This is a genomic window from Alkalihalobacterium sp. APHAB7 (assembly GCF_048323755.1).
Taxonomy (GTDB): domain Bacteria; phylum Bacillota; class Bacilli; order Bacillales; family Bacillaceae_F; genus Alkalihalobacterium.
Window position 1 is genome coordinate 48,728 of the sequence record NZ_JBLWFS010000003.1, and the last position, 18,133, is coordinate 66,860.

Annotated in this window: 22 protein-coding genes; 17 read left to right on the forward strand and 5 right to left on the reverse strand. The window is 36.0% G+C overall.

Annotation, left to right across the window (positions count from 1 at the left end; genetic code table 11):
* Positions 1–84: 84 nt before the first annotated feature.
* Together ACNSTQ_RS04270 and ACNSTQ_RS04275 are read left to right on the forward strand one after the other, a co-directional pair.
* Positions 85–1,512 carry a cryptochrome/photolyase family protein gene (locus ACNSTQ_RS04270; RefSeq protein ID WP_418198613.1) on the forward strand — a complete coding sequence of 476 codons (1,428 nt, stop codon included), beginning with the start codon at positions 85–87 and terminating at the stop codon, positions 1,510–1,512.
* Positions 1,513–2,706, forward strand: coding sequence for a GNAT family N-acetyltransferase (locus tag ACNSTQ_RS04275; protein WP_418198614.1), 1,194 nt, complete (start codon positions 1,513–1,515; stop codon positions 2,704–2,706). It abuts the gene before it with no gap.
* Between the two features lie 279 nt (positions 2,707–2,985).
* Here the strand turns inward: ACNSTQ_RS04275 and ACNSTQ_RS04280 are convergent, their stop codons facing one another.
* Positions 2,986–3,879 carry a COX15/CtaA family protein gene (locus ACNSTQ_RS04280; protein WP_418198615.1) on the reverse strand — a complete coding sequence of 298 codons (894 nt, stop codon included), beginning with the start codon at positions 3,877–3,879 and terminating at the stop codon, positions 2,986–2,988.
* 260 nt (positions 3,880–4,139) lie between these two features.
* Here ACNSTQ_RS04280 and cyoE point away from each other — a divergent pair, with 260 nt between their 5' ends.
* The 6 genes from cyoE to ACNSTQ_RS04310 all read left to right on the forward strand — a co-directional run bounded on the left by cyoE (position 4,140) and on the right by ACNSTQ_RS04310 (position 9,813).
* Positions 4,140–5,075 carry a heme o synthase gene (cyoE, locus tag ACNSTQ_RS04285; protein ID WP_418198616.1) on the forward strand — a complete coding sequence of 312 codons (936 nt, stop codon included), beginning with the start codon at positions 4,140–4,142 and terminating at the stop codon, positions 5,073–5,075.
* 83 nt (positions 5,076–5,158) lie between these two features.
* Positions 5,159–6,175, forward strand: a complete 1,017-nt coding sequence (gene coxB / locus ACNSTQ_RS04290; protein WP_418198617.1) for a cytochrome c oxidase subunit II — start codon at positions 5,159–5,161, stop codon at positions 6,173–6,175.
* Between the two features lie 33 nt (positions 6,176–6,208).
* Complete coding sequence (gene ctaD, locus ACNSTQ_RS04295) at positions 6,209–8,080, forward strand: cytochrome c oxidase subunit I (protein WP_418198618.1); 1,872 nt, start codon at positions 6,209–6,211, stop codon at positions 8,078–8,080.
* Positions 8,081–8,082: 2 nt separating this feature from the next.
* Complete coding sequence (locus ACNSTQ_RS04300; RefSeq protein ID WP_418198619.1) at positions 8,083–8,703, forward strand: cytochrome (ubi)quinol oxidase subunit III; 621 nt, start codon at positions 8,083–8,085, stop codon at positions 8,701–8,703.
* Between the two features lie 4 nt (positions 8,704–8,707).
* The gene (locus ACNSTQ_RS04305; RefSeq protein WP_418198620.1) at positions 8,708–9,052 is read left to right on the forward strand and encodes a cytochrome C oxidase subunit IV family protein; all 345 of its coding nucleotides are present in this window, start codon (positions 8,708–8,710) and stop codon (positions 9,050–9,052) included.
* 200 nt (positions 9,053–9,252) lie between these two features.
* Positions 9,253–9,813, forward strand: a complete 561-nt coding sequence (locus ACNSTQ_RS04310; RefSeq protein WP_418198621.1) for a DUF420 domain-containing protein — start codon at positions 9,253–9,255, stop codon at positions 9,811–9,813.
* Between the two features lie 71 nt (positions 9,814–9,884).
* Here ACNSTQ_RS04310 and ytvI read toward each other — a convergent pair whose 3' ends face one another.
* Positions 9,885–10,943 (reverse strand): sporulation integral membrane protein YtvI, encoded by a 1,059-nt coding sequence (gene ytvI / locus ACNSTQ_RS04315; protein WP_418198622.1) that lies wholly within the window; start codon positions 10,941–10,943, stop codon positions 9,885–9,887.
* 124 nt (positions 10,944–11,067) lie between these two features.
* Between ytvI and ACNSTQ_RS04320 the strand changes: the two genes are divergently transcribed.
* Both ACNSTQ_RS04320 and ACNSTQ_RS04325 read left to right on the forward strand, forming a co-directional pair.
* Positions 11,068–11,415: an Asp23/Gls24 family envelope stress response protein gene (locus ACNSTQ_RS04320; RefSeq protein WP_418198623.1), complete on the forward strand. Its 348-nt coding sequence runs from the start codon at positions 11,068–11,070 to the stop codon at positions 11,413–11,415.
* Positions 11,416–11,495: 80 nt separating this feature from the next.
* Complete coding sequence (locus tag ACNSTQ_RS04325) at positions 11,496–11,954, forward strand: TcaA NTF2-like domain-containing protein (protein WP_418198624.1); 459 nt, start codon at positions 11,496–11,498, stop codon at positions 11,952–11,954.
* A gap of 29 nt (positions 11,955–11,983) precedes the next feature.
* On the opposite strand, the gene ACNSTQ_RS04330 is transcribed toward ACNSTQ_RS04325, so the two are convergent.
* Positions 11,984–12,334, reverse strand: a complete 351-nt coding sequence (locus ACNSTQ_RS04330) for a YugN family protein (RefSeq protein WP_418198625.1) — start codon at positions 12,332–12,334, stop codon at positions 11,984–11,986.
* A gap of 174 nt (positions 12,335–12,508) precedes the next feature.
* On the opposite strand from ACNSTQ_RS04330, the gene ACNSTQ_RS04335 reads away from it, so the two are divergent.
* The 3 genes from ACNSTQ_RS04335 (at position 12,509) to ACNSTQ_RS04345 (ending at position 14,598) form a co-directional block, all read left to right on the forward strand.
* Positions 12,509–12,937, forward strand: coding sequence for a CBS domain-containing protein (locus ACNSTQ_RS04335; protein WP_418198626.1), 429 nt, complete (start codon positions 12,509–12,511; stop codon positions 12,935–12,937).
* A 218-nt stretch (positions 12,938–13,155) separates the two neighbouring features.
* Positions 13,156–14,253, forward strand: a complete 1,098-nt coding sequence (locus ACNSTQ_RS04340; RefSeq protein ID WP_418198627.1) for a CAP domain-containing protein — start codon at positions 13,156–13,158, stop codon at positions 14,251–14,253.
* Between the two features lie 117 nt (positions 14,254–14,370).
* Complete coding sequence (locus ACNSTQ_RS04345; RefSeq protein WP_418198628.1) at positions 14,371–14,598, forward strand: hypothetical protein; 228 nt, start codon at positions 14,371–14,373, stop codon at positions 14,596–14,598.
* Between the two features lie 116 nt (positions 14,599–14,714).
* Here ACNSTQ_RS04345 and ACNSTQ_RS04350 read toward each other — a convergent pair whose 3' ends face one another.
* Positions 14,715–15,071 (reverse strand): hypothetical protein, encoded by a 357-nt coding sequence (locus ACNSTQ_RS04350; RefSeq protein WP_418198629.1) that lies wholly within the window; start codon positions 15,069–15,071, stop codon positions 14,715–14,717.
* 21 nt (positions 15,072–15,092) lie between these two features.
* The gene (locus ACNSTQ_RS04355) at positions 15,093–15,584 is read right to left on the reverse strand and encodes a PaaI family thioesterase (RefSeq protein WP_418198630.1); all 492 of its coding nucleotides are present in this window, start codon (positions 15,582–15,584) and stop codon (positions 15,093–15,095) included.
* 154 nt (positions 15,585–15,738) lie between these two features.
* Between ACNSTQ_RS04355 and ACNSTQ_RS04360 the strand changes: the two genes are divergently transcribed.
* The 4 genes from ACNSTQ_RS04360 to uvsE all read left to right on the forward strand — a co-directional run bounded on the left by ACNSTQ_RS04360 (position 15,739) and on the right by uvsE (position 18,105).
* Positions 15,739–16,185 (forward strand): YlbD family protein, encoded by a 447-nt coding sequence (locus ACNSTQ_RS04360; RefSeq protein ID WP_418198631.1) that lies wholly within the window; start codon positions 15,739–15,741, stop codon positions 16,183–16,185.
* An 86-nt stretch (positions 16,186–16,271) separates the two neighbouring features.
* Positions 16,272–16,538 carry a YlbE-like family protein gene (locus ACNSTQ_RS04365; protein WP_418198632.1) on the forward strand — a complete coding sequence of 89 codons (267 nt, stop codon included), beginning with the start codon at positions 16,272–16,274 and terminating at the stop codon, positions 16,536–16,538.
* Between the two features lie 147 nt (positions 16,539–16,685).
* Positions 16,686–17,114 (forward strand): hypothetical protein, encoded by a 429-nt coding sequence (locus ACNSTQ_RS04370; RefSeq protein WP_418198633.1) that lies wholly within the window; start codon positions 16,686–16,688, stop codon positions 17,112–17,114.
* Between the two features lie 22 nt (positions 17,115–17,136).
* The gene (gene uvsE, locus ACNSTQ_RS04375) at positions 17,137–18,105 is read left to right on the forward strand and encodes a UV DNA damage repair endonuclease UvsE (protein WP_418198634.1); all 969 of its coding nucleotides are present in this window, start codon (positions 17,137–17,139) and stop codon (positions 18,103–18,105) included.
* The last annotated feature ends 28 nt before the right edge of the window (positions 18,106–18,133 follow it).

The window sequence follows — 18,133 nt, forward strand, 5'->3', positions numbered from 1 at the left end:
TTCCAAAAAACTAAATATTAACAGGAACACAATAAAAATAATAATGTAATAATGATTTGATCAGCTAATTTGAGGTGAAATCCCATGTCGGAAATAGTAGGTGTTTGGTTTAGAAGAGACTTTAGATTGAATGACCAAACCGCACTTTTTAACTGTGTAGAACGCTTGAAGAAATCAGGTGGAAAGTGGGTTGCTTTATTTCATTTAGATCCAAAGTTTTCTGAAGAAATGTGTCCTCATCATGAGTACTTTTTCCAAACCGTTTCTGGATTTAAAGAAAAGTGTGCAGAGATAGGAATTCGATTACATATCATTTATGGGACCGTCGAGGAATTTATAAAGAAAACGTTGGAGGCCATACCTGAATTAACCGCAATATATTTTAACAAAGATGAAGTCGGAAGTGGAAAGAGTAGAGATGATGTGGTATTAAATCGACTTGCTGAACGGGGAATATCAGCAACTTCATTTTTAGATACACACTTAACGTCAGCAACACAAGTAGTGAAAGGGGATGGTCAACCATATAAGGTGTTCACTCCTTACTTTCGTTCTTGGTCAAAACTAGCAAAGCCTGCACCGCTACACATAAAGTTACATGAACTACAGGAATATTATTATCGCACGGAAACTAGTATAGACCCAGAGGGTGAAAGCTGCTTTGCAAATATAATTCTCAATTCAAAACGCAATTGGGAGAAACTTGGTGAGAGTGAGGCTTCCAATCGTTTAGAGCGGTTTACTACTATTTTACATACATATCACACAAAAAGAGACATAGCATCTGAATATGGAACAAGTCAGTTGTCCCCTTTCTTAAAGACTGGAGTTATTTCTATTCGGACAATTTACCAGAAAATACTTGAGTGTCAAATGGATGTAGGAGAAGGTGCCCATACTTACATAAAAGAACTAGCATGGCGAGAGTTTTATAATATGCTTTATTATTATTATCCTCAAAATAAACAACAAGCTTTACGTGAAGAATACCGAAATCTTGCATGGGGAACGGATGCAATCCGATTTGAACAATGGAAAGAGGGTATGACTGGTTTTCCAATTGTTGATGCTGGAATGAGACAATTAAAAAAAGAGGGCTGGATGCATAATCGTCTTCGAATGATTACGGCATCTTTTTTAACGAAAGATTACTTACTAGATTGGAGGTTAGGTGAGCGTTACTTTGAAAAGATGCTTATTGATTATGAGGAAGCAACAAACATAGGAGGGTGGCAGTGGGCAGCTTCTGTAGGGGCTGATGCAGTTCCTTACTTTAGAGTATTTAACCCAAGTCGTCAATCAGAAAAGTTTGATCCTTTAGGTGAGTACATAAGGAGTTATGTTCCAGAACTTAAACACCTGCCTACGCAATATATCCATGAGCCATGGAAACTTTCACCGGACCTTGCTACGAAATTTAACTTTAAAATAAATAAGGATTATCCAGCACCGACAATAGACCATCAGATGCAAAGGCAAAAGGCAATTGCATTATTTAAAGGAGGAGAATAGATGGAAGTTAGAAAACTAACAAAAGAGGATATCGATGAAAGCTTAAATTTATCTCAATTTGCTTTCCAATATACGCTGACAGATAAGGAACGTGAACACCGACTAAATGTATTACGTCCCGAGGATTCAATAGGCTATTATTCTGATGGAGAGTTATTAGCGAAAATGACAACTTTTCCATTCCGCATCTTAATTGATGGAGTTTCTTTTGATATGGGGGGAGTTTCCGGGGTAGCCACTTATCCAGAATATAGACGTAGTGGTTTGGTCAAAAACTTATTACAACACGGGTTAAAAGAAATGAAAGAAAAAGGGCAAGTACTAGCCTACTTATTTCCATTCTCAATTCCTTTTTATAGAAAATACGGATGGGAACTTTTTGTTGATTACCAGAAATTAACTCTGACTCGAGAGCGGTTACCTAGCTTTAAAACTGTCACTGGCAATATGAAAAAGATAGACGAAACTTCCATTCTTATTCTAAAAGAGATTTATGGTGAATATATCCAGTCCTATACAGGGATGCTGATACGGGATAATGATTGGTGGATGGATTGGGTCCTTTTTCGAAAGAAAGGAAGAATAGCAGCTTATATCGATCCTGCTGGTAAGCCTAAAGGCTACATAATTTATGAAGTGAAAGATAGAAAAATGACTATTAAAGAATTTGTCTCTCTTAATGAAGAGAGCAGAAGAGGGATTTGGAATTTTATAGCTAATCACGATTCGATGGCAGATGAGTATATCATTCAACAACTGCCTGTTAATGAACCTTACCCTTATTGGTTACCGGATCCTAAAGTTCAAAAAGAGATCGTTCCATATTTTATGGCAAGAATTGTAGATGTTGAAAAGTTTCTGCAACAGTATCCGTTTAAGAAAGTTACAAATGGTAATGTGTTTTTACATGTTTTAGATGAATTTTGTCCTTGGAATAATGCAACGTATCAAATTACAGTTAAAGAAAAAGAAGTAAAAGTTAAAAGACATGAGCCGAGAGATAAAGGCGCTTGCCAGCAAGAACCTAAGCGAGGCATTATTTGTAATATAAATAGCCTTACATCTATGTTATTAAATTATCAACGACCTAGTAATTTATTACAAATACAACTAATTAAAGGATCTCAGGAAGAAATAGATATACTAGAACAACTTATTGTCAATAAGCCAACAGGATTTATTGACTTTTTCTAAGGTGCTTCTTTAAAAGAAAAATGAAGTATAAAAAGAAAGGATATTTTCGTAAACTTTGTTGCTTTTGGACCGTTTTTTGAAAATAAAATAGCCTTTTCAAAAGCTTCACGCATAGCGTGAAGAGCCAAGCATTCGCTTGGCTTACGGTCCAAAAGCACGGAGCACAATCTTTGTAAAAAGAGCCAAAAGAAAAGACGAGAATGGCTTTACATTCCCGTCTTTTCATAATTGAAGAGTACCATTTTTGTTAGGATTAAACTGAATGATTCCTTCATTCTATTAATATTTTTTTCTAGTAACGACCATTGTTAAATAGCATAGTGTTGTGAACAATAAAGAAATAATAAGAGCATGAAGCATAGCTGTAAATAATGATGCTGCAGTAAATACAACAGCTACACCACTTATGAACTGACCAGTGACAAACAATAATGACAGCCCAGTGCCCCAAATAATAGTAGGTTCATGGCGATAGCGCCTTACTGCCCAAACAAACATTCCTAAAATAACTAAGAAGAGAGCTATTCCTACGATACGGTGAAAATAATGAGAACCGATAGGACCTGCAAAACCAGGGAAGATTTGCCCATTACAGAGTGGGAACCCTGAACATGCTAATGTTGCTTGAGTATGCTTTACATATGCACCTGTATAAATAACTAAATAACAATAGATGATGGTAAAAAATACATAATTCCTAAATCCTTTTGACACATTAGGTACAGGTACTTTCGACTTTCCATCTTCAAATGCTAAAACGGTTAATAGTACTACAGTTGCTAAAGAAATAGCTGAAATACCAAAATGTAAGGCAAGAATAGCTTTTGATTGACCGAACACAACTGCTCCAGCTCCTAGTAAACCTTGGAAAAGGATGAAAAATACTGCCATAATTGCCAAAAACTTAGCTTCGCGCATATGAGAAAGTTTTCTCCATGCCCAAATTGCAAAGATAATAATGAGTAGTCCCATAAGTGCTGAAACAATTCGATGACTATATTCAATAATCGTTTCTATTGCTGGAGATGTTGGTATAACTTCTCCAAAACATAAAGGCCATGTTGCTCCGCAGCCTTCACCAGATCCAGTCTTAGTAACCAGTGCACCTTGTAGTAGAACAATTAACATCCCAATGGACGTGATCACACCAAATATTTTTAAATACCTATGCAAATCATTCACCTTCTTTTCATTTTGAGTTAGATGTATTAAAATATATGAGGCTATTATTGATCTTAAGTAAAAAGAACGGCTTAGTCAATTTCTAGAGAATGAACATTTTATGGATACATAAAAATGTGAAGATAGTGTGAAACTTTGGATTTTGATGAAACAAAGTAGATTTTAAGATATAATGTGGTTATAACTCGATAGAATATTGATTTACTCTGTTGATGTTATGAGCCGTTCTCGAAAAAGGGGGTGAAAGGGAGATGAATAAGACCAACACGGTGATAGAAGCTACGAATGTTCTTCCTAATGAATCAAGTGTCATAATAACCGATCAACAAAAGTCATGGAAAGATTATTTAACACTTGGTAAAGTAGGTATAGTTACATCGAATCTTATCACTACATTTGCTGGTCTATTTCTAGCAGCAAAGTATTCGGGTATTAGTTTGGGAGATAATCTCCATATCGTACTATTTGCAATGTTAGGTGCCGCCTTGGTTATGGCTGGAGGATGTACACTTAATAATTTTATTGATAGAGATATTGATCCAATTATGGAACGTACAAAAGAGAGACCATCTGTTAATGGAAGGTTTCAAGCGAATCATATTCTTTGGATAGGTCTTATCCAGTCAGGGTTGGGTATTATGCTTCTAGCATTTATCAACTCCGTTGCAGCTGTCATTGGAATAATTGGTTTATTTGTGTACGTTGTTCTATATACAATGTGGTCTAAACGTACACACTCGTTAAATACAGTGGTAGGAAGTATTTCTGGAGCAGTACCCCCATTAATTGGTTGGGCTGCACTTGACCCGGGACTTCACACGTATGCTTGGCTGTTATTCTTTATCATGTTCTTTTGGCAACCTCCACACTTCCTAGCATTAGCTATGAAAAGATGTGAGGAGTATCGCGCTGCAGGTATCCCGATGTTACCTGTTGTTGCAGGTTTCGAGATGACGAAACGTCAAATGGTCCTTTATGTAGCTATTTTAATTCCAGTTTCATTAATGTTAGCACCATTTGGCCTCGTATATACAATAGTAGCTGCTGTACTGGGTGCAGGGTGGTTAATCTTGGGGATAGCAGGTTTTAAGATGAAGGATGATATTAAATGGGCACGTTTAATGTTCGTTTATTCCCTTAATTATCTTACTATCTTGTTTGTTCTTATGGTCATTGTCCACATATAGAGAGAAAACTATGAGGGGAATAGTGACTGTAATATAAAAAACGTAGTATTCACTACAAAGCGAAAGTGAGGATTGATTGTCAGATGAGAAATTGGAAAAATGCTTTGCGTTTGCTTCCTCTTTCACTTCTTGTCTTTTTTATGACAGGGTGTGGTGAGGCAAACCTAACTGCGCTTGATCCTAAAGGACCACAAGCACAGTGGATTTATGACAAAATGCTATTGTCATTATTCGTCATGATTTTCGTGGCAGCATTTGTTTTTGCAGTATTCTTTATTATTCTAATTAAATTTAGAAGAAAGCCTGGCGACGATACGTACCCTAAACAAGTTCACGGGAGTACGACGCTGGAAATTATTTGGACAGCTATTCCGATTCTATTATTAGCAATTTTAGCTGTACCTACGATCACTGGATCTTTCATGTTGGCTGACACTGAGCCAGAGGGAGACCATACAGTTCATATCAAAGTGACAGGTCATCAATTCTGGTGGCAATTTGATTATGAGGATGAAGGATTTACTGCTGGTCAAGATGTATACATCCCGACTGGTGAAAAAGTTATCTTTGAATTACATGCAAGTGATGTAATTCACTCATTCTGGGTGCCTGCACTTGCTGGTAAGGTAGATAATGTTCCTGGTATTACAAACCATCTATGGTTAGAAGCTGATGAACCAGGAATTTACAAAGGAAAATGTACTGAGCTTTGTGGGCCTGAGCATGCTCTTATGGACTTTAAGGTAATTGCTTTAGATCGCCCTGATTACGATGCTTGGGTTGAAGGTATGCAAGCAAAAGCAGAAGATAGTTCTGAAGTTTTAGCGCGTCAAGGTTATGAAGTATTTGAAAATCAAGGTTGTATTGGCTGTCACGCTATTAGTGGTGCAGGTTCAGATCTTGGTCCAACACTTACTAACTTTGGTGAGCGTACAGTTGTTGCAGGTTACCTTGAGTACAATGACGAGAATTTAGAAGCATGGATCCGTGATCCTGAGTCTTTAAAACAAGGTAATAACATGCCAGCTTATCCTGATCTTAGTGATGAAGATATGGCGGCACTAATTGCGTTCTTAAAATCTTTAAAAGTTAACGAATAATTTATAAACTTGAATAAAAGGAGGGAATACCCCTTGGCTACGACTTCATTGGCTAATACAAAGTCAAAAAGTGTAATTTGGGATTGGTTAACGACTGTTGACCATAAGAAAATAGCCATCCTCTACTTAGTAGCTGGTACGCTTTATTTCGTTCAAGCTGGTTTAATGGCATTATTAATGCGAATCCAGTTAATGTACCCAGAAAATACATTTATGACGGGTCAGACTTTTAATGAATTACTTACAATGCACGGTACGGTTATGCTTTTCTTTGTGGCAACCCCGTTACTGTTTGCTTTTATGAACTATATGATTCCACTCCAAATTGGAGCACGTGACGTTGCGTTTCCATTTATTAACTCATTAGGTTTCTGGATTTTCTTCTTTGGTGCTTTATTAACAAATATGAGTTGGTTTTTCGGTGGCGGACCGGATGCTGGTTGGACGGCATACGTTCCTCTAGCGGGTCGTGACTATGCTGGTCTAGGACTTGACTTTTACGTATTAGGTTTACAGGTTGCTGGTATCGGTACATTATTATCAGGTATCAACTTCCTAGTAACGATCATTAACATGCGTGCACCTGGTATGACGATGATGCGTTTACCATTATTCGTATGGACATCATTTATTTCATCAATGCTAATTTTATTTGCTTTTACACCATTAGCAGCTGGTCTTGCTTTACTAATGTTAGACCGTATTTTTGGTGCACAATTCTTCATCCCAGGTATGGGTGGTAATACTGTGTTATGGCAACATATTTTCTGGATCTTCGGACACCCAGAGGTATACATTTTAGTACTTCCTGCTTTTGGTATTATTTCAGAAGTACTTCCTGCTTTCTCAAGAAAGCGTTTGTTTGGTTATACAGCAATGGTATTTGCGACAATCGTTATCGCGTTCTTAGGCTTCATGGTTTGGGCTCACCACATGTTTACTGTAGGTATGGGACCAATTGCTAACGCAATCTTTGCAGTCGCTACGATGACAATTGCAGTACCAACTGGTATTAAAGTATTTAACTGGTTATTCACAATGTGGGGTGGAAAACTAACATTTAACACTTCCATGTTATTTGCTTCAACGTTCGTTCCAACATTCGTACTTGGTGGGGTTACAGGTGTTATGCTTGCAATGGGACCTGTAGACTACTTATATCATGATACGTACTTTGTAGTAGCTCACTTCCATTACATTATTGTTGGTGGTATCGTATTTGCATTATTTGCAGGGTTATTCTATTGGTACCCTAAAATGTTTGGTCATAAGCTAAATGAGAAACTAGGAATCTTTATGTATATCTTATTTGCAATTGGGTTCCATTTAACATTCTTCATTCAGCACTTCTTAGGTTTAATGGGTATGCCTCGTCGTGTATACACTTACCTAGATGGTCAAGGTTTAAATGCATTTAACTATATTAGTACAATTGGTGTATTCTTCATGAGTGCAGCAGTTATCGTATTAGTAATCAATGTTGTATATTCAGCATATAAAGGTGAGCGTGTAACAGTTGCAGATCCATGGGATGCTCGTACATTAGAGTGGGCTACTCCTACTCCAGTTCCTGAGTATAACTTTGCACAAACACCACAAGTTCGTTCATTAGATCCACTTTTCTATGAGAAAATTCATGGAGATGGAAAAATGAAACCAGCTGAACCAATCGCGCCAATCCATATGCCTAACGGATCTATTATTCCGTTCATTATGTCAATTGGATTATTCATCTTAGGTTTTGGTTTTGTTATGATGAACATGGAAAACGCAATCGTTTCTCCATATATTGTTATCGGTCTAGGTGCTGTTGTAACATTTGGTTCAATGATTGCTCGTTCAGTTAAAGAAGATCATGGATATTATATTCCAGTTGAAGAAATCAAAGAGAAGGAGGTAAGCTAACGATGGGACACGCGGTAGATACTTCTAAAGGGCTTCCTCCTCATCCGGAGAGGGCGACACTCGAAGGGAAAAATAAGTTTTTAGGATTTTGGTTCTTCTTAGGTGGAGAAACTGTACTATTTGCAACATTCTTTGGTACGTACCTAGGTCTTCGTAACGGGGTTGCCGATGGTCCAACACCAGCTGAGATTTTCCAATTACCATTAGTATTCATCATGACAATGCTACTTTTAACAAGTAGTTTAACGAGTGTACTAGCAATGTATGCCATGAAAAAGAATAATTTCAAGGCAATGGTTGTTTGGTTATGGGTTACAGTATTATTAGGACTTGGGTTCTTAGGAATGGAGATCTACGAGTTCTACGAGTATTCAGTTCACTATGGCTTAGGTTATACGACAAGTGCTTTCGCATCATCTTTCTATACATTAGTTGGTCTGCATGGTGCCCACGTTGTCTTTGGTCTTTCGTGGATCGTTTGCTTATTAATTCGTTACAGACGTTCTGGTATTACGTTAACAAATGCCCCGAAATTCTACGTTGCCAGCCTTTACTGGCACTTTATCGACGTAGTTTGGGTATTTATCTTTACAGTAGTATATCTAATGGGAATAGGAGGTTAAGTTTATGGCAGACAACTTAAGTACTTCTTTTTCTAAAAGTGCAATGTCAGAAGAAGAATTAAGAAAGACGAATGACGAGCAGAAGCGTCAAATTATCGCGTTTGCGCTAATGATCTTCCTAACGTTATTGGCTTTCGTAGCAGTTGCTACAGATATCATCCCTGCTACTTTCGCCATTCCTTTCATCTTAATTCTAGCTGTAATTCAGCTATTCCTTCAGTTGTTATACTTTATGCACTTGAAGGATAAAGACCATGGATGGGCCAGCTCATTTATGGCATCAGGATTTGTAATTGCAATTCCTGCAATCGCTGCGTTAATGCTTTTACTAGGTATCACGAAGTATTAATTTTGGACAAAAGTCGGCTGTAATTATTTACAGTCGGCTTTTTTCTGCATAAGACCACGAAGGCTTAGGTGTAATAACAAAAACCCCAACATTATTGTTCAATGTTTTGTAATATTACCTCTTACAAAAAATCAGTTATTTTGTCTGAATTTGTGTATAATAAGAAGTGGTTTAGTATTTTATAGTTAGGAGTGAAAACGATGAAGGAACACGGTCAAGAGACGATTAATGAATCATCATTTAAAAAGAGAAATTATAAGCCGTGGATCATAGCGATTACCATTGTAATCAATGGTTTAGTTATCATTCTTTCAGGATTATCAGGTGTCGAAAATTTTGATTTATTTGATGTAAAGATATTGCCATTGATGAACGCTATTTTTAACAGTTTCACGTTCTTATTCCTGTTATTTGCTTTAATTGCAATAATAAAGAAAAACATTACATGGCATAAGCGTTTCATATATTTAGCATTTACGACAACGACATTATTCTTAGTCACATACGTAGGGCATCATTTTCTTTCCGCATCGACAACTTATGGTGGAGACGGAATTTTAAAATTTATTTATTACTTTATCCTCATCACTCATATCATTTTAGCTGCAGCTATTGTTCCGTTAGCATTAACTACAGTTGCTAGAGCTTGGAATATGGAGAATGAAAGACATCGTAGAATTGCAAGATGGACGATGCCATTATGGTTATATGTAAGTTTAACTGGTGTTCTAGTGTATATTTTAATCTCACCGTACTATTAAAAAAACTCCTGCTTTATAGCAGGAGTTTTTTTATTTTGATTGCTGTTGACTGTTTCTTCAACTTACTTACCTTATATTTTTACATTTAATTTGATGATCCCAGCTTCCTTTGCAGAAGTAAAGGCAATGACAATTAATGGACCGATAATAAATCCTGCGACGCCGAAAAGCATTAAACCGATATACATGGCAATTAGTGTAGCGAGTGGGGAAAGACCAATATGTTGTCCCATTACTTTTGGTTCGACTGTCCTACGAATGATTAATAACACACCTGCTAGAATTAATAGTTGAGTTCCTAATCCAACATCACCCGTAAATAGATAAAATAATGCCCATGGCCCTAAAATGGCGATAGACCCAATAATGGGGACAAAGTCGATGATCCAAATAATAAAGGCCATCAATAAAGCAACTTCTGGGACAATGATTAAGAGCCCAATTAGAGATACAATGAAAATAATTATACTCACCAAAAATTGTGCTTTAAAAAAACCAGCGATAACATAAGATAAACGAGAGACCATAAAATTCACTTTATCAGCAGTTTTATCTGAAAAGTAGGAATATAGCTGCTGTTTAAGTCTCGGTAGTTCTAATAGAAATAAAAATAAAGCGATCAAATAGACTAAGAAATTTACTAAAAATGCTGGTATCGTCGTAATTAATGAGGTTATATCACTAATTAAATCTCTATTGCCAAATTCTGTCCTTAAGTTATTTAAAGTGTGAGTAACTTGGTTATTTACTTCACGGATAAAATCTGGAGGTAAATCTGCATATTTATATTCTAAATCTCTTTGAAATGAAAACCAAGCCCGATTAATATCATTAATATAGGTAGGTAAGTTTTCAGCCAACTGTACGCCTTGTGTAACTGCTTTAGTCACTATAAAGTAACCACTTAGCCCAATAAAGCATACAAATATCGTAAAAACAATCATAACGGCTAAGTTTCTTTTCATTTTTGTTTTCTCACAAAGAGCCTTTACAGCAGGTGTCAGTATGAGTGCTGTAAATAACGCTAATATCAGCGGTAGAGATACAGGTAAAATGAAATAACCTGCAACGATAACTAGTATGATCGTAACTGTTAAAATAATGTTTCGTTTAGTGAAAATGGCGGACAATTTCAAACCCCTTTCTATCTTAAAGGCATGTAGTTATATTATAGTATGAACGGAAAACATTGAACAGGCTTTGTAAAGGCTTTCTTTAAATATTAATAAATCATTCGAAAAGGAGAATGATATTATGCCCATTCAATTGCTTGAAGATGGTCAGCTTCATATTAAAGAAAAGGTACTCATTGATCTTATCTACTTTTCCTTACAAAAGCATTATCCTTTTATTAAACCATATAATGAATGGATGAAACGAGTAAGGAACTCATTAAATCGTAATGAAAAATATGGAATAATTGTGGTAGTTGAAGAAAACTCATTAGAACTAGATGTGAGTCTTTCTGTATTATATGGTTCAGATATTAGAGAATTGACTAAAACAATTCAAAATATCATAAGAAGTGAAATTGAACTTTGCACAGGATTTACAGTAAAACAGGTTAGGATAAGAATTGAAGACATACATTTTGACGATTAAGCGAATGTCTATATGATTTTGTTGAAGTTTCTTTAGTTTTGAAGTACTCTTGTTAAAGATTAGATAAAAGGAGTACTCAAATGAAAAAAATCATAACTTATCTATTTATTAGTTTAGCCATAACATTTTTAATTACTGGATGTGGTAATGGTGAAGAAGAGACATTCGTTCCAGCTTCAGAAGAATTAAAACAATCAGCTATTGAATTTGTTAATCATTATAAACAAGATATGGTCTTTCATGTAAATGAAGGGAATTTTAGTGAATTGGAACCATATCTAATTCCAAACTCGACATTTTATCATTTAATAAGACGCCATGTGAATGATCTTCAACAAGAAGGAAGTACTTTAACATTAATTGAACATACTGTAGGTGATGTTCTCGACAATGAACAAGGAGTTCTTCTAGCTCATGTATATGAAGTAACAGAAAAGACCGACCGCCGCGGTGAAAAAACGACTGAAGAGATGAACATTGTGTATGAGTTAGTAGAGTATAATGAGAGCTTTAGAATTTTATCAATTATGAAAAGATAAAAAGGAGGGGAATGTTCCCCTCCTTTTTATTATTTTCCTAATTTCTCACTAAATAGTTGTAGCTTTTTATTACATTTATCTACAATATTTTTCGGGAAATCTTCATCATACTCGACACCATGTGGATAATAATGTTTACCAAGAATTGGTGTAAGTAGTTTTACTTTCGCGTCAGGTGACGGGATATCCCCTTCAATTGCGTATGCAGGGACTCTTAAATAATATGTAACATTTGTTTCATGTGTTTCGATTTTATAATCGAAAGTGACTCGCTCGTAATCCCATTGGCCTGCATGTACTAAACCAGCAGATTCTGCTGCGAACTGTAGCGTTGAAAATTTTATTTCTTTTCCTTCAAACTGTAAGTTTTCGAATTTCATTATATTCCCTCCTAGACAAATACCCTATACTTAACTAATCATAGTACGAAAAGACCGAAGATGCAACGAATATTGTTGAATATTTCATGAAAGAAATGATTTATTAGCAAATCGTATGCTTCCATTTTTATTGGGTAAACTATTGCTTGATATTCTGAAAAGGAGGCCTGCCTGATGGAACACTTAAGAGATATTATGACTACTGATGTAGAATATTGTACTCCAGTTGACAATGTATTTGAAGTGGCAGTTAAAATGAAGCAAGAAGATTGTGGTGCAATCCCAATTTGTGAAAATGGTCAATTACTTGGAATGATTACAGACCGTGATATTGTTATTCGTGGTGTAGCGGAAAAACGCCCGAACTCAACACAAGTAACAGAAATTATGAGTGAAAAGTTAATTACAGCTACTCCAGATATGACAGTTGATGATGCTGCTAAAATGATGGCTGAAAAGCAAATCCGTCGATTACCAATAGTAGATAATAATAAGCTAGTTGGTATTGTCGCTTTAGGTGATATTGCTGTCCACAGAGGTACAATGGATGAAGCTAGTTTTGCACTTAGTGAAATTTCTGAAAGTCCAGAAGTTCACCATTAAGATAAAAGTAATTTATCGATAAGGGCATCCCTTTTTAGGGTTGCTCTTTTTAAATGTAAGCTGCTTCCTCGTTGACATAAAGCTCGTTAGATTGTTAACATTTTATTTACTGCTTTACTTTATATATGAATTAAATCGCAGCATTCATGCATAAATTAGCAGGATTATCGCATAGAACAGAGAAAATGATATGTACAATAAAACAGGGAGAGGATTAAATGAAAAGGTTAGGCTGTGGCCTATTTATTTTTTTAGGTATCCTTATAATCATTCTTTTTGAATATTTTCCAGATGAGTTTTCAGCTATGTTATCAAAAGTAAATGTCCCTGCACCAACCATTGAAGATCGTGAAGAAACAGAACGTGAGCAGATATCTTCAGATGTTGAAGTAGAAGAGGGGCGAGAGTTTCCTTTATCAATAGATGAGGGACTACACGGTCTAATTGGAGAATCCTCTAGTATTATTGAAACTCAATTTGGAAGCCCAGACCGCATAGACCCTACTTCCTATGGTTATGATTGGTGGATCTATAATGAAGACAGTGACGGTTATCTTCAAGTAGGAGTAGAACGGGAGCAAGTCGTCACTATCTTTGCTATGGATGTAGGGGAAGTGTCCAAACCTTTCGTATCAGGTAAATCCTATGAACAAATAGCTGCTGCGCACCCGTTTTCTGAAAATGTATCAGTGAATAATGGATCTGGTTCATATCGATTTGATTTAACTGAAGGAGAATTACTGAGTCGTCCCCTCATTCAAATAGATGAAGGTACTTGGATCCAGCTCTATTTTGATACGTTCACAAGTAGGCTCTCAAGTGTCAGGTATTTATCTGATGATATATTATTAAAGCAGAGACCCTATTCTGTTACTTATCGTGGAGAATTACCACTAGAAAAAGAGCTTTCAAAGGAAGAATGGAGAGAGATTGAAGTAGGTGCGGAATTGCAAATTTTGGATATTACCAATGTAATAAGAATTAGACACAATCTTCCTATGTTAACGTGGGCTACCGAAGTTTCAAAAGTGGCTTATGGACATAGTAAAGATATGTCTCAAAATCATTATTTCTCTCATACCTCACCTACTTACGGCGAGTTAAAAGATCGATTGGAGCGTGAAGATGTCTCCTTTTACTTTGCAGGAGAAAACATTGCTGCGCAGTATGTAGATAGCATTGAAGCGGTTGAAGGCTGGTTAAACAGTGAAGGACATCGAGTGAATTTATTGAATGAGGAGTTTACACATTTAGGTGTGGGAGTGTATGAAAGATACTACACACAAAACTTTATGACACCATGGGCAATACATTAGTGTTTTTTATTTTTAAAATTAAGCTATCATTAATTAGTTCTAAACTAGCTACCTGGAACATTTACTATAGTAACACCTCACAAACATCATAAAGATAAAACGTCGAAGGAGGAGTGAATGAAAAATCCAGGGTTAGCTGCAGTGTTAAGTTTTTTCTTTGCTGGTTTGGGGCAGATATACAATGGTGAAATTGCAAAAGGGATTGCATTTATTATTGCTTACTTTATTTCTGGATTATTAATGTTAGTTCTTATAGGATTTATTACAACACCTATACTTTGGATATGGGGAATGGTAGATGCTTATCGATCCGCAGAACGAATGAATGCAGGCCATACGGAATAATAAAAGACATGGCTGACTAGTTACGCGGTTCAGTTTGCGAGGAGATTTTTAAGTAGTATACAAAAGAGGGGTGCAGATCACATTATGATGATTAGCACCTCTCTTTTTATGCATAACTAATCTTTTAACACTCGGTTAGCTAGAAACGTTTTACGATCCCACTGGCCGTAACATTTAATTTGATCATTTGTTAAAAACTTGAATGGGACGCTGTCTGTTTCCGCTGGTTTTTCAAAAATAACTTTGATAACCTTTTGATCTTTTTTTAAGAATAATTGAATATGCCATATGTAACGGTGTTGATAAAACCTCTTTTTTTCTACAAAGTATCTTTCTAATTTCCCAGAAATGATTAGTTGCTCCTTAATCTCACCAACTTCTTTCCACTTCTTTTCGTAAGATGCATTGTTTCTCTTTACTATAATATAAAAAACAAAAAACAGGATAGGTATTACAATAGCAGCAACCAACAAACTATCCCTCCTTTCTAATTATTATGAAAGAGGAATGGCAAAAAATGTTCCTGAACCAGTAGCGATTAATTTATTTTCATCATTATAAACTTTAGCCTCAGAAAAACTCAGTTGTTTTCCTTGGTGCAATATCGTTGCTATACAACGTAAATGTTTTCCACGGCCAGGTTGAATATAATTTACTTTTAACTCAGCCGTTACGTAAGCCATATTTTCAGGAGCTTTTAAATTTAGCATTGACCCCATAGCTGTATCTAGTAACGTAGCAGTTATTCCTCCATGCGCCATTTTAAGTGGATTTTCGATCAGTGGCTGAATGGGAATAGTCACTTCAAAGGTACCATCATCTAAAAATCGATGATTTACATGAGTAATGCCAGATAGATACGTTCTATGTTCACCGTTTTGTTTTTTTCGTATACCTTGTACTACAGAAGTAAGTACGTTTCGATCGTCTTCTGAACCAGTCTCAATTATTGTTTTGATTTCAGCAATCAGTTGATTTTCTTCCATTCTCAGTTCCTCTTTCCATTAGTGTTCTCCATTCATTTTAGCAATTTGATGAAATAGTGGCAATTTATCTTTATTACAAAAATGGGCGAACGCTAAACTGGGCAAAACGATATGATGTAGAGAGATGATTATTAGGCAAAGGAGGAAACGTAGCATGCCTTCTGAATCAAACAATTTACATCCTTCAGTTCAACAGTTTAAGCAGTTTGTGAAAGAGCATCCGTTACTCATTAGGGAAGTGAGAAGTGGCAATAAGACATGGCAAGAATATTATGAAGAATGGACGCTTCTTGGCTCAGAACACCCTGATTGGGAAAAGTATCGAAAAGCAGGAAAATCGAATACTTACGAATCTGAGAGTCAGGAGAAGGATCATACTAGCAACGAAAAAAGTGGCAATGAAGAAGCTTCTTCTTCAATTACAGCAGCAAATATTTTAGGTATGTTAAAGAACATTAATTTTAACGATTTACAGCATCATATGGCACAAGTAAGCAGTGTCATTTCAAATGTTCAAGGGTTAATGCAAACATTCCAAGGGAAGAACCAGCCCAATCAGCCACCACCTCAGGACGATCCTTTTTCTTTTAGACGACATTAATACTTCAAAATGGTTATGCATCGGTTCCAACACCAAAAAAGTGGCTAGATGACTTTGTGTCTCTCTAAAAAGGAAAGGGGACTAAAATGCGAAACGATATTAATATGGTATTAAGAAGTCAGCCAGAGATTAAGCAGTTTATTCGCCAACATCCGTATTGGTATCGTAAATTAAGCCGTGACCCATACCAACTGCAACAACTTCAAGTCGAGGTCAATCAATTTTATGGCAGAACATTTCCACAGCGAATGGAAAAAATACAAAATAACTTGCAATTAGCAATGATGCTAATTCAAATGTTACAAATGAACCCGTTTGGAGGAAATCAAGACCAACCACCTCCTATGGAATAGTTCAGAGCTGACTCAATAGTGTCTGCGCTCCTCAGTATGAGGTGCCTGACACTCCATCGAGTTAGCTCTTTTTATTATTAGACATGTTTACAGGATATTTTCACTTTCTGTTGGTAAAGATATGTTTGAAAAAGGGGGTTCGTCTAAATGTTTAAATCTATACTTATTTTACTTTCCACTATAGTTGGCTTGCTTAGTCCTGTGGGACAGGTTACTGTGGATGAACTTCAAGAGGTTCAAGTCATTCCCATGCACGGTAATGGAATTGTTCAGGTATCCGTAAGTAAGGACAAGCGCTTGTTAACCGTAAATCATGAAGAAAAAGGAACCGATGTATATGTAGAATGTATTATCGACCAGTTCACATTTGCAAAGGAAAAGGCCGGGAAAAATCACGTAGATGGAGAAGGTCATATACAATTGTTTGTCGATGGACAAAGAGTAGATTCAATTTATCAAGCAGCGTTTATAATTAAAGGGCTTCCAAGTGGAGAACATACGATCAAAATAGAATTAGTTAAAAATAATTATGATTTGTACGAAATATCAGAGGAATTTACTGTTCGAATTCCTTAAGTATGTTGAAGGAGGTGTAGAAATGATTGTGAATTTTGGATACGTTGCTATGAGCGAGGTTTTAACAAACGCATCTCCTTCTCAAACGATGACAGCTCAGCAGTTTTCTAAGATAAAAGATAAAGAAGCTGGATTAAAGAAGTTAGAACGTATTGCAATGAATAATATTGAAAACTGCTTAAGATTATTAAAACATAATGAAGCTCACGATATTTCTTTTTTTCGCTTTTCCTCAAGGATCGTGCCATTAGTTAATCACCCATACACTGAAGGTTGGAAATATGAACGTGCGATCTTACCGTTTCTGAGAGAAGTTGGTGAGTTTGTACATTTACATCAAATGAGAGTGGACTTTCATCCAGATCACTTTGTTGTACTAAATAGTACGGATGAAGAAATACTAAACCGTTCACTTCAAACATTGTTATATCATTATAAGTTATTAAAAGGGATGAACGTGGATCCGACGCACCGATGTGTACTGCACATTGGAGGTAAGAAAGAGGGTAAGGTTCAAGGGTTAGAGGCGTTTGTTGAGAATTACTCTAATATCCCAACTACACTTGGAAAAATGATTATGCTTGAAAACGATGATACAGTCTACACTTTAGAAGATACGTTATATTTAGGTGAAAAATTAGATATCCCTGTTATACTTGATCTTCATCACCACGATGTCAATTCTGGTGAGCATCATTTAACTGAATTATGGCCCCGAGTCTTAAAAACATGGGAAGGTAGTCCATTACCAGTTAAAATTCATATATCTAGTCCAAAGACCTCTCCTGATGATAAGAGTCACCATGATTATATTAATAAAGATCGTTTAATCGAATTTCTGCAACTGATCAATGGGAGTTGTGAAAGAATTGACGTTATGATTGAAGCTAAAAAAAAGGATCAGGCCTTATTTCAATTAATGGAAGAATTAAAAACTGAAAAGAGATGTAAATTTATTTCCCAAGCAACTATTGAGTTTGAACAAACTTAGACATTCGCTTAGACGTATCTCTCATGTT

Excerpts from the sequence above, each read along its gene's own strand:
- ACNSTQ_RS04270 (WP_418198613.1), top strand. The coding sequence starts at position 85 with ATGTCGGAAATAGTAGGTGTTTGGTTTAGAAGAGACTTTAGATTGAAT.
- ACNSTQ_RS04275 (WP_418198614.1), top strand. The coding sequence starts at position 1,513 with ATGGAAGTTAGAAAACTAACAAAAGAGGATATCGATGAAAGCTTAAAT.
- cyoE (WP_418198616.1), top strand. The coding sequence starts at position 4,140 with ATGAATAAGACCAACACGGTGATAGAAGCTACGAATGTTCTTCCTAAT.
- coxB (WP_418198617.1), top strand. The coding sequence starts at position 5,159 with ATGAGAAATTGGAAAAATGCTTTGCGTTTGCTTCCTCTTTCACTTCTT.
- ACNSTQ_RS04300 (WP_418198619.1), top strand. The coding sequence starts at position 8,083 with ATGGGACACGCGGTAGATACTTCTAAAGGGCTTCCTCCTCATCCGGAG.
- ACNSTQ_RS04305 (WP_418198620.1), top strand. The coding sequence starts at position 8,708 with ATGGCAGACAACTTAAGTACTTCTTTTTCTAAAAGTGCAATGTCAGAA.
- ACNSTQ_RS04310 (WP_418198621.1), top strand. The coding sequence starts at position 9,253 with ATGAAGGAACACGGTCAAGAGACGATTAATGAATCATCATTTAAAAAG.
- ACNSTQ_RS04320 (WP_418198623.1), top strand. The coding sequence starts at position 11,068 with ATGCCCATTCAATTGCTTGAAGATGGTCAGCTTCATATTAAAGAAAAG.
- ACNSTQ_RS04325 (WP_418198624.1), top strand. The coding sequence starts at position 11,496 with ATGAAAAAAATCATAACTTATCTATTTATTAGTTTAGCCATAACATTT.
- ACNSTQ_RS04330 (WP_418198625.1), bottom strand. The coding sequence starts at position 12,334 with ATGAAATTCGAAAACTTACAGTTTGAAGGAAAAGAAATAAAATTTTCA.
- ACNSTQ_RS04335 (WP_418198626.1), top strand. The coding sequence starts at position 12,509 with ATGGAACACTTAAGAGATATTATGACTACTGATGTAGAATATTGTACT.
- ACNSTQ_RS04340 (WP_418198627.1), top strand. The coding sequence starts at position 13,156 with ATGAAAAGGTTAGGCTGTGGCCTATTTATTTTTTTAGGTATCCTTATA.
- ACNSTQ_RS04345 (WP_418198628.1), top strand. The coding sequence starts at position 14,371 with ATGAAAAATCCAGGGTTAGCTGCAGTGTTAAGTTTTTTCTTTGCTGGT.
- ACNSTQ_RS04355 (WP_418198630.1), bottom strand. The coding sequence starts at position 15,584 with ATGGAAGAAAATCAACTGATTGCTGAAATCAAAACAATAATTGAGACT.
- ACNSTQ_RS04360 (WP_418198631.1), top strand. The coding sequence starts at position 15,739 with ATGCCTTCTGAATCAAACAATTTACATCCTTCAGTTCAACAGTTTAAG.
- ACNSTQ_RS04365 (WP_418198632.1), top strand. The coding sequence starts at position 16,272 with ATGCGAAACGATATTAATATGGTATTAAGAAGTCAGCCAGAGATTAAG.
- ACNSTQ_RS04370 (WP_418198633.1), top strand. The coding sequence starts at position 16,686 with ATGTTTAAATCTATACTTATTTTACTTTCCACTATAGTTGGCTTGCTT.
- uvsE (WP_418198634.1), top strand. The coding sequence starts at position 17,137 with ATGATTGTGAATTTTGGATACGTTGCTATGAGCGAGGTTTTAACAAAC.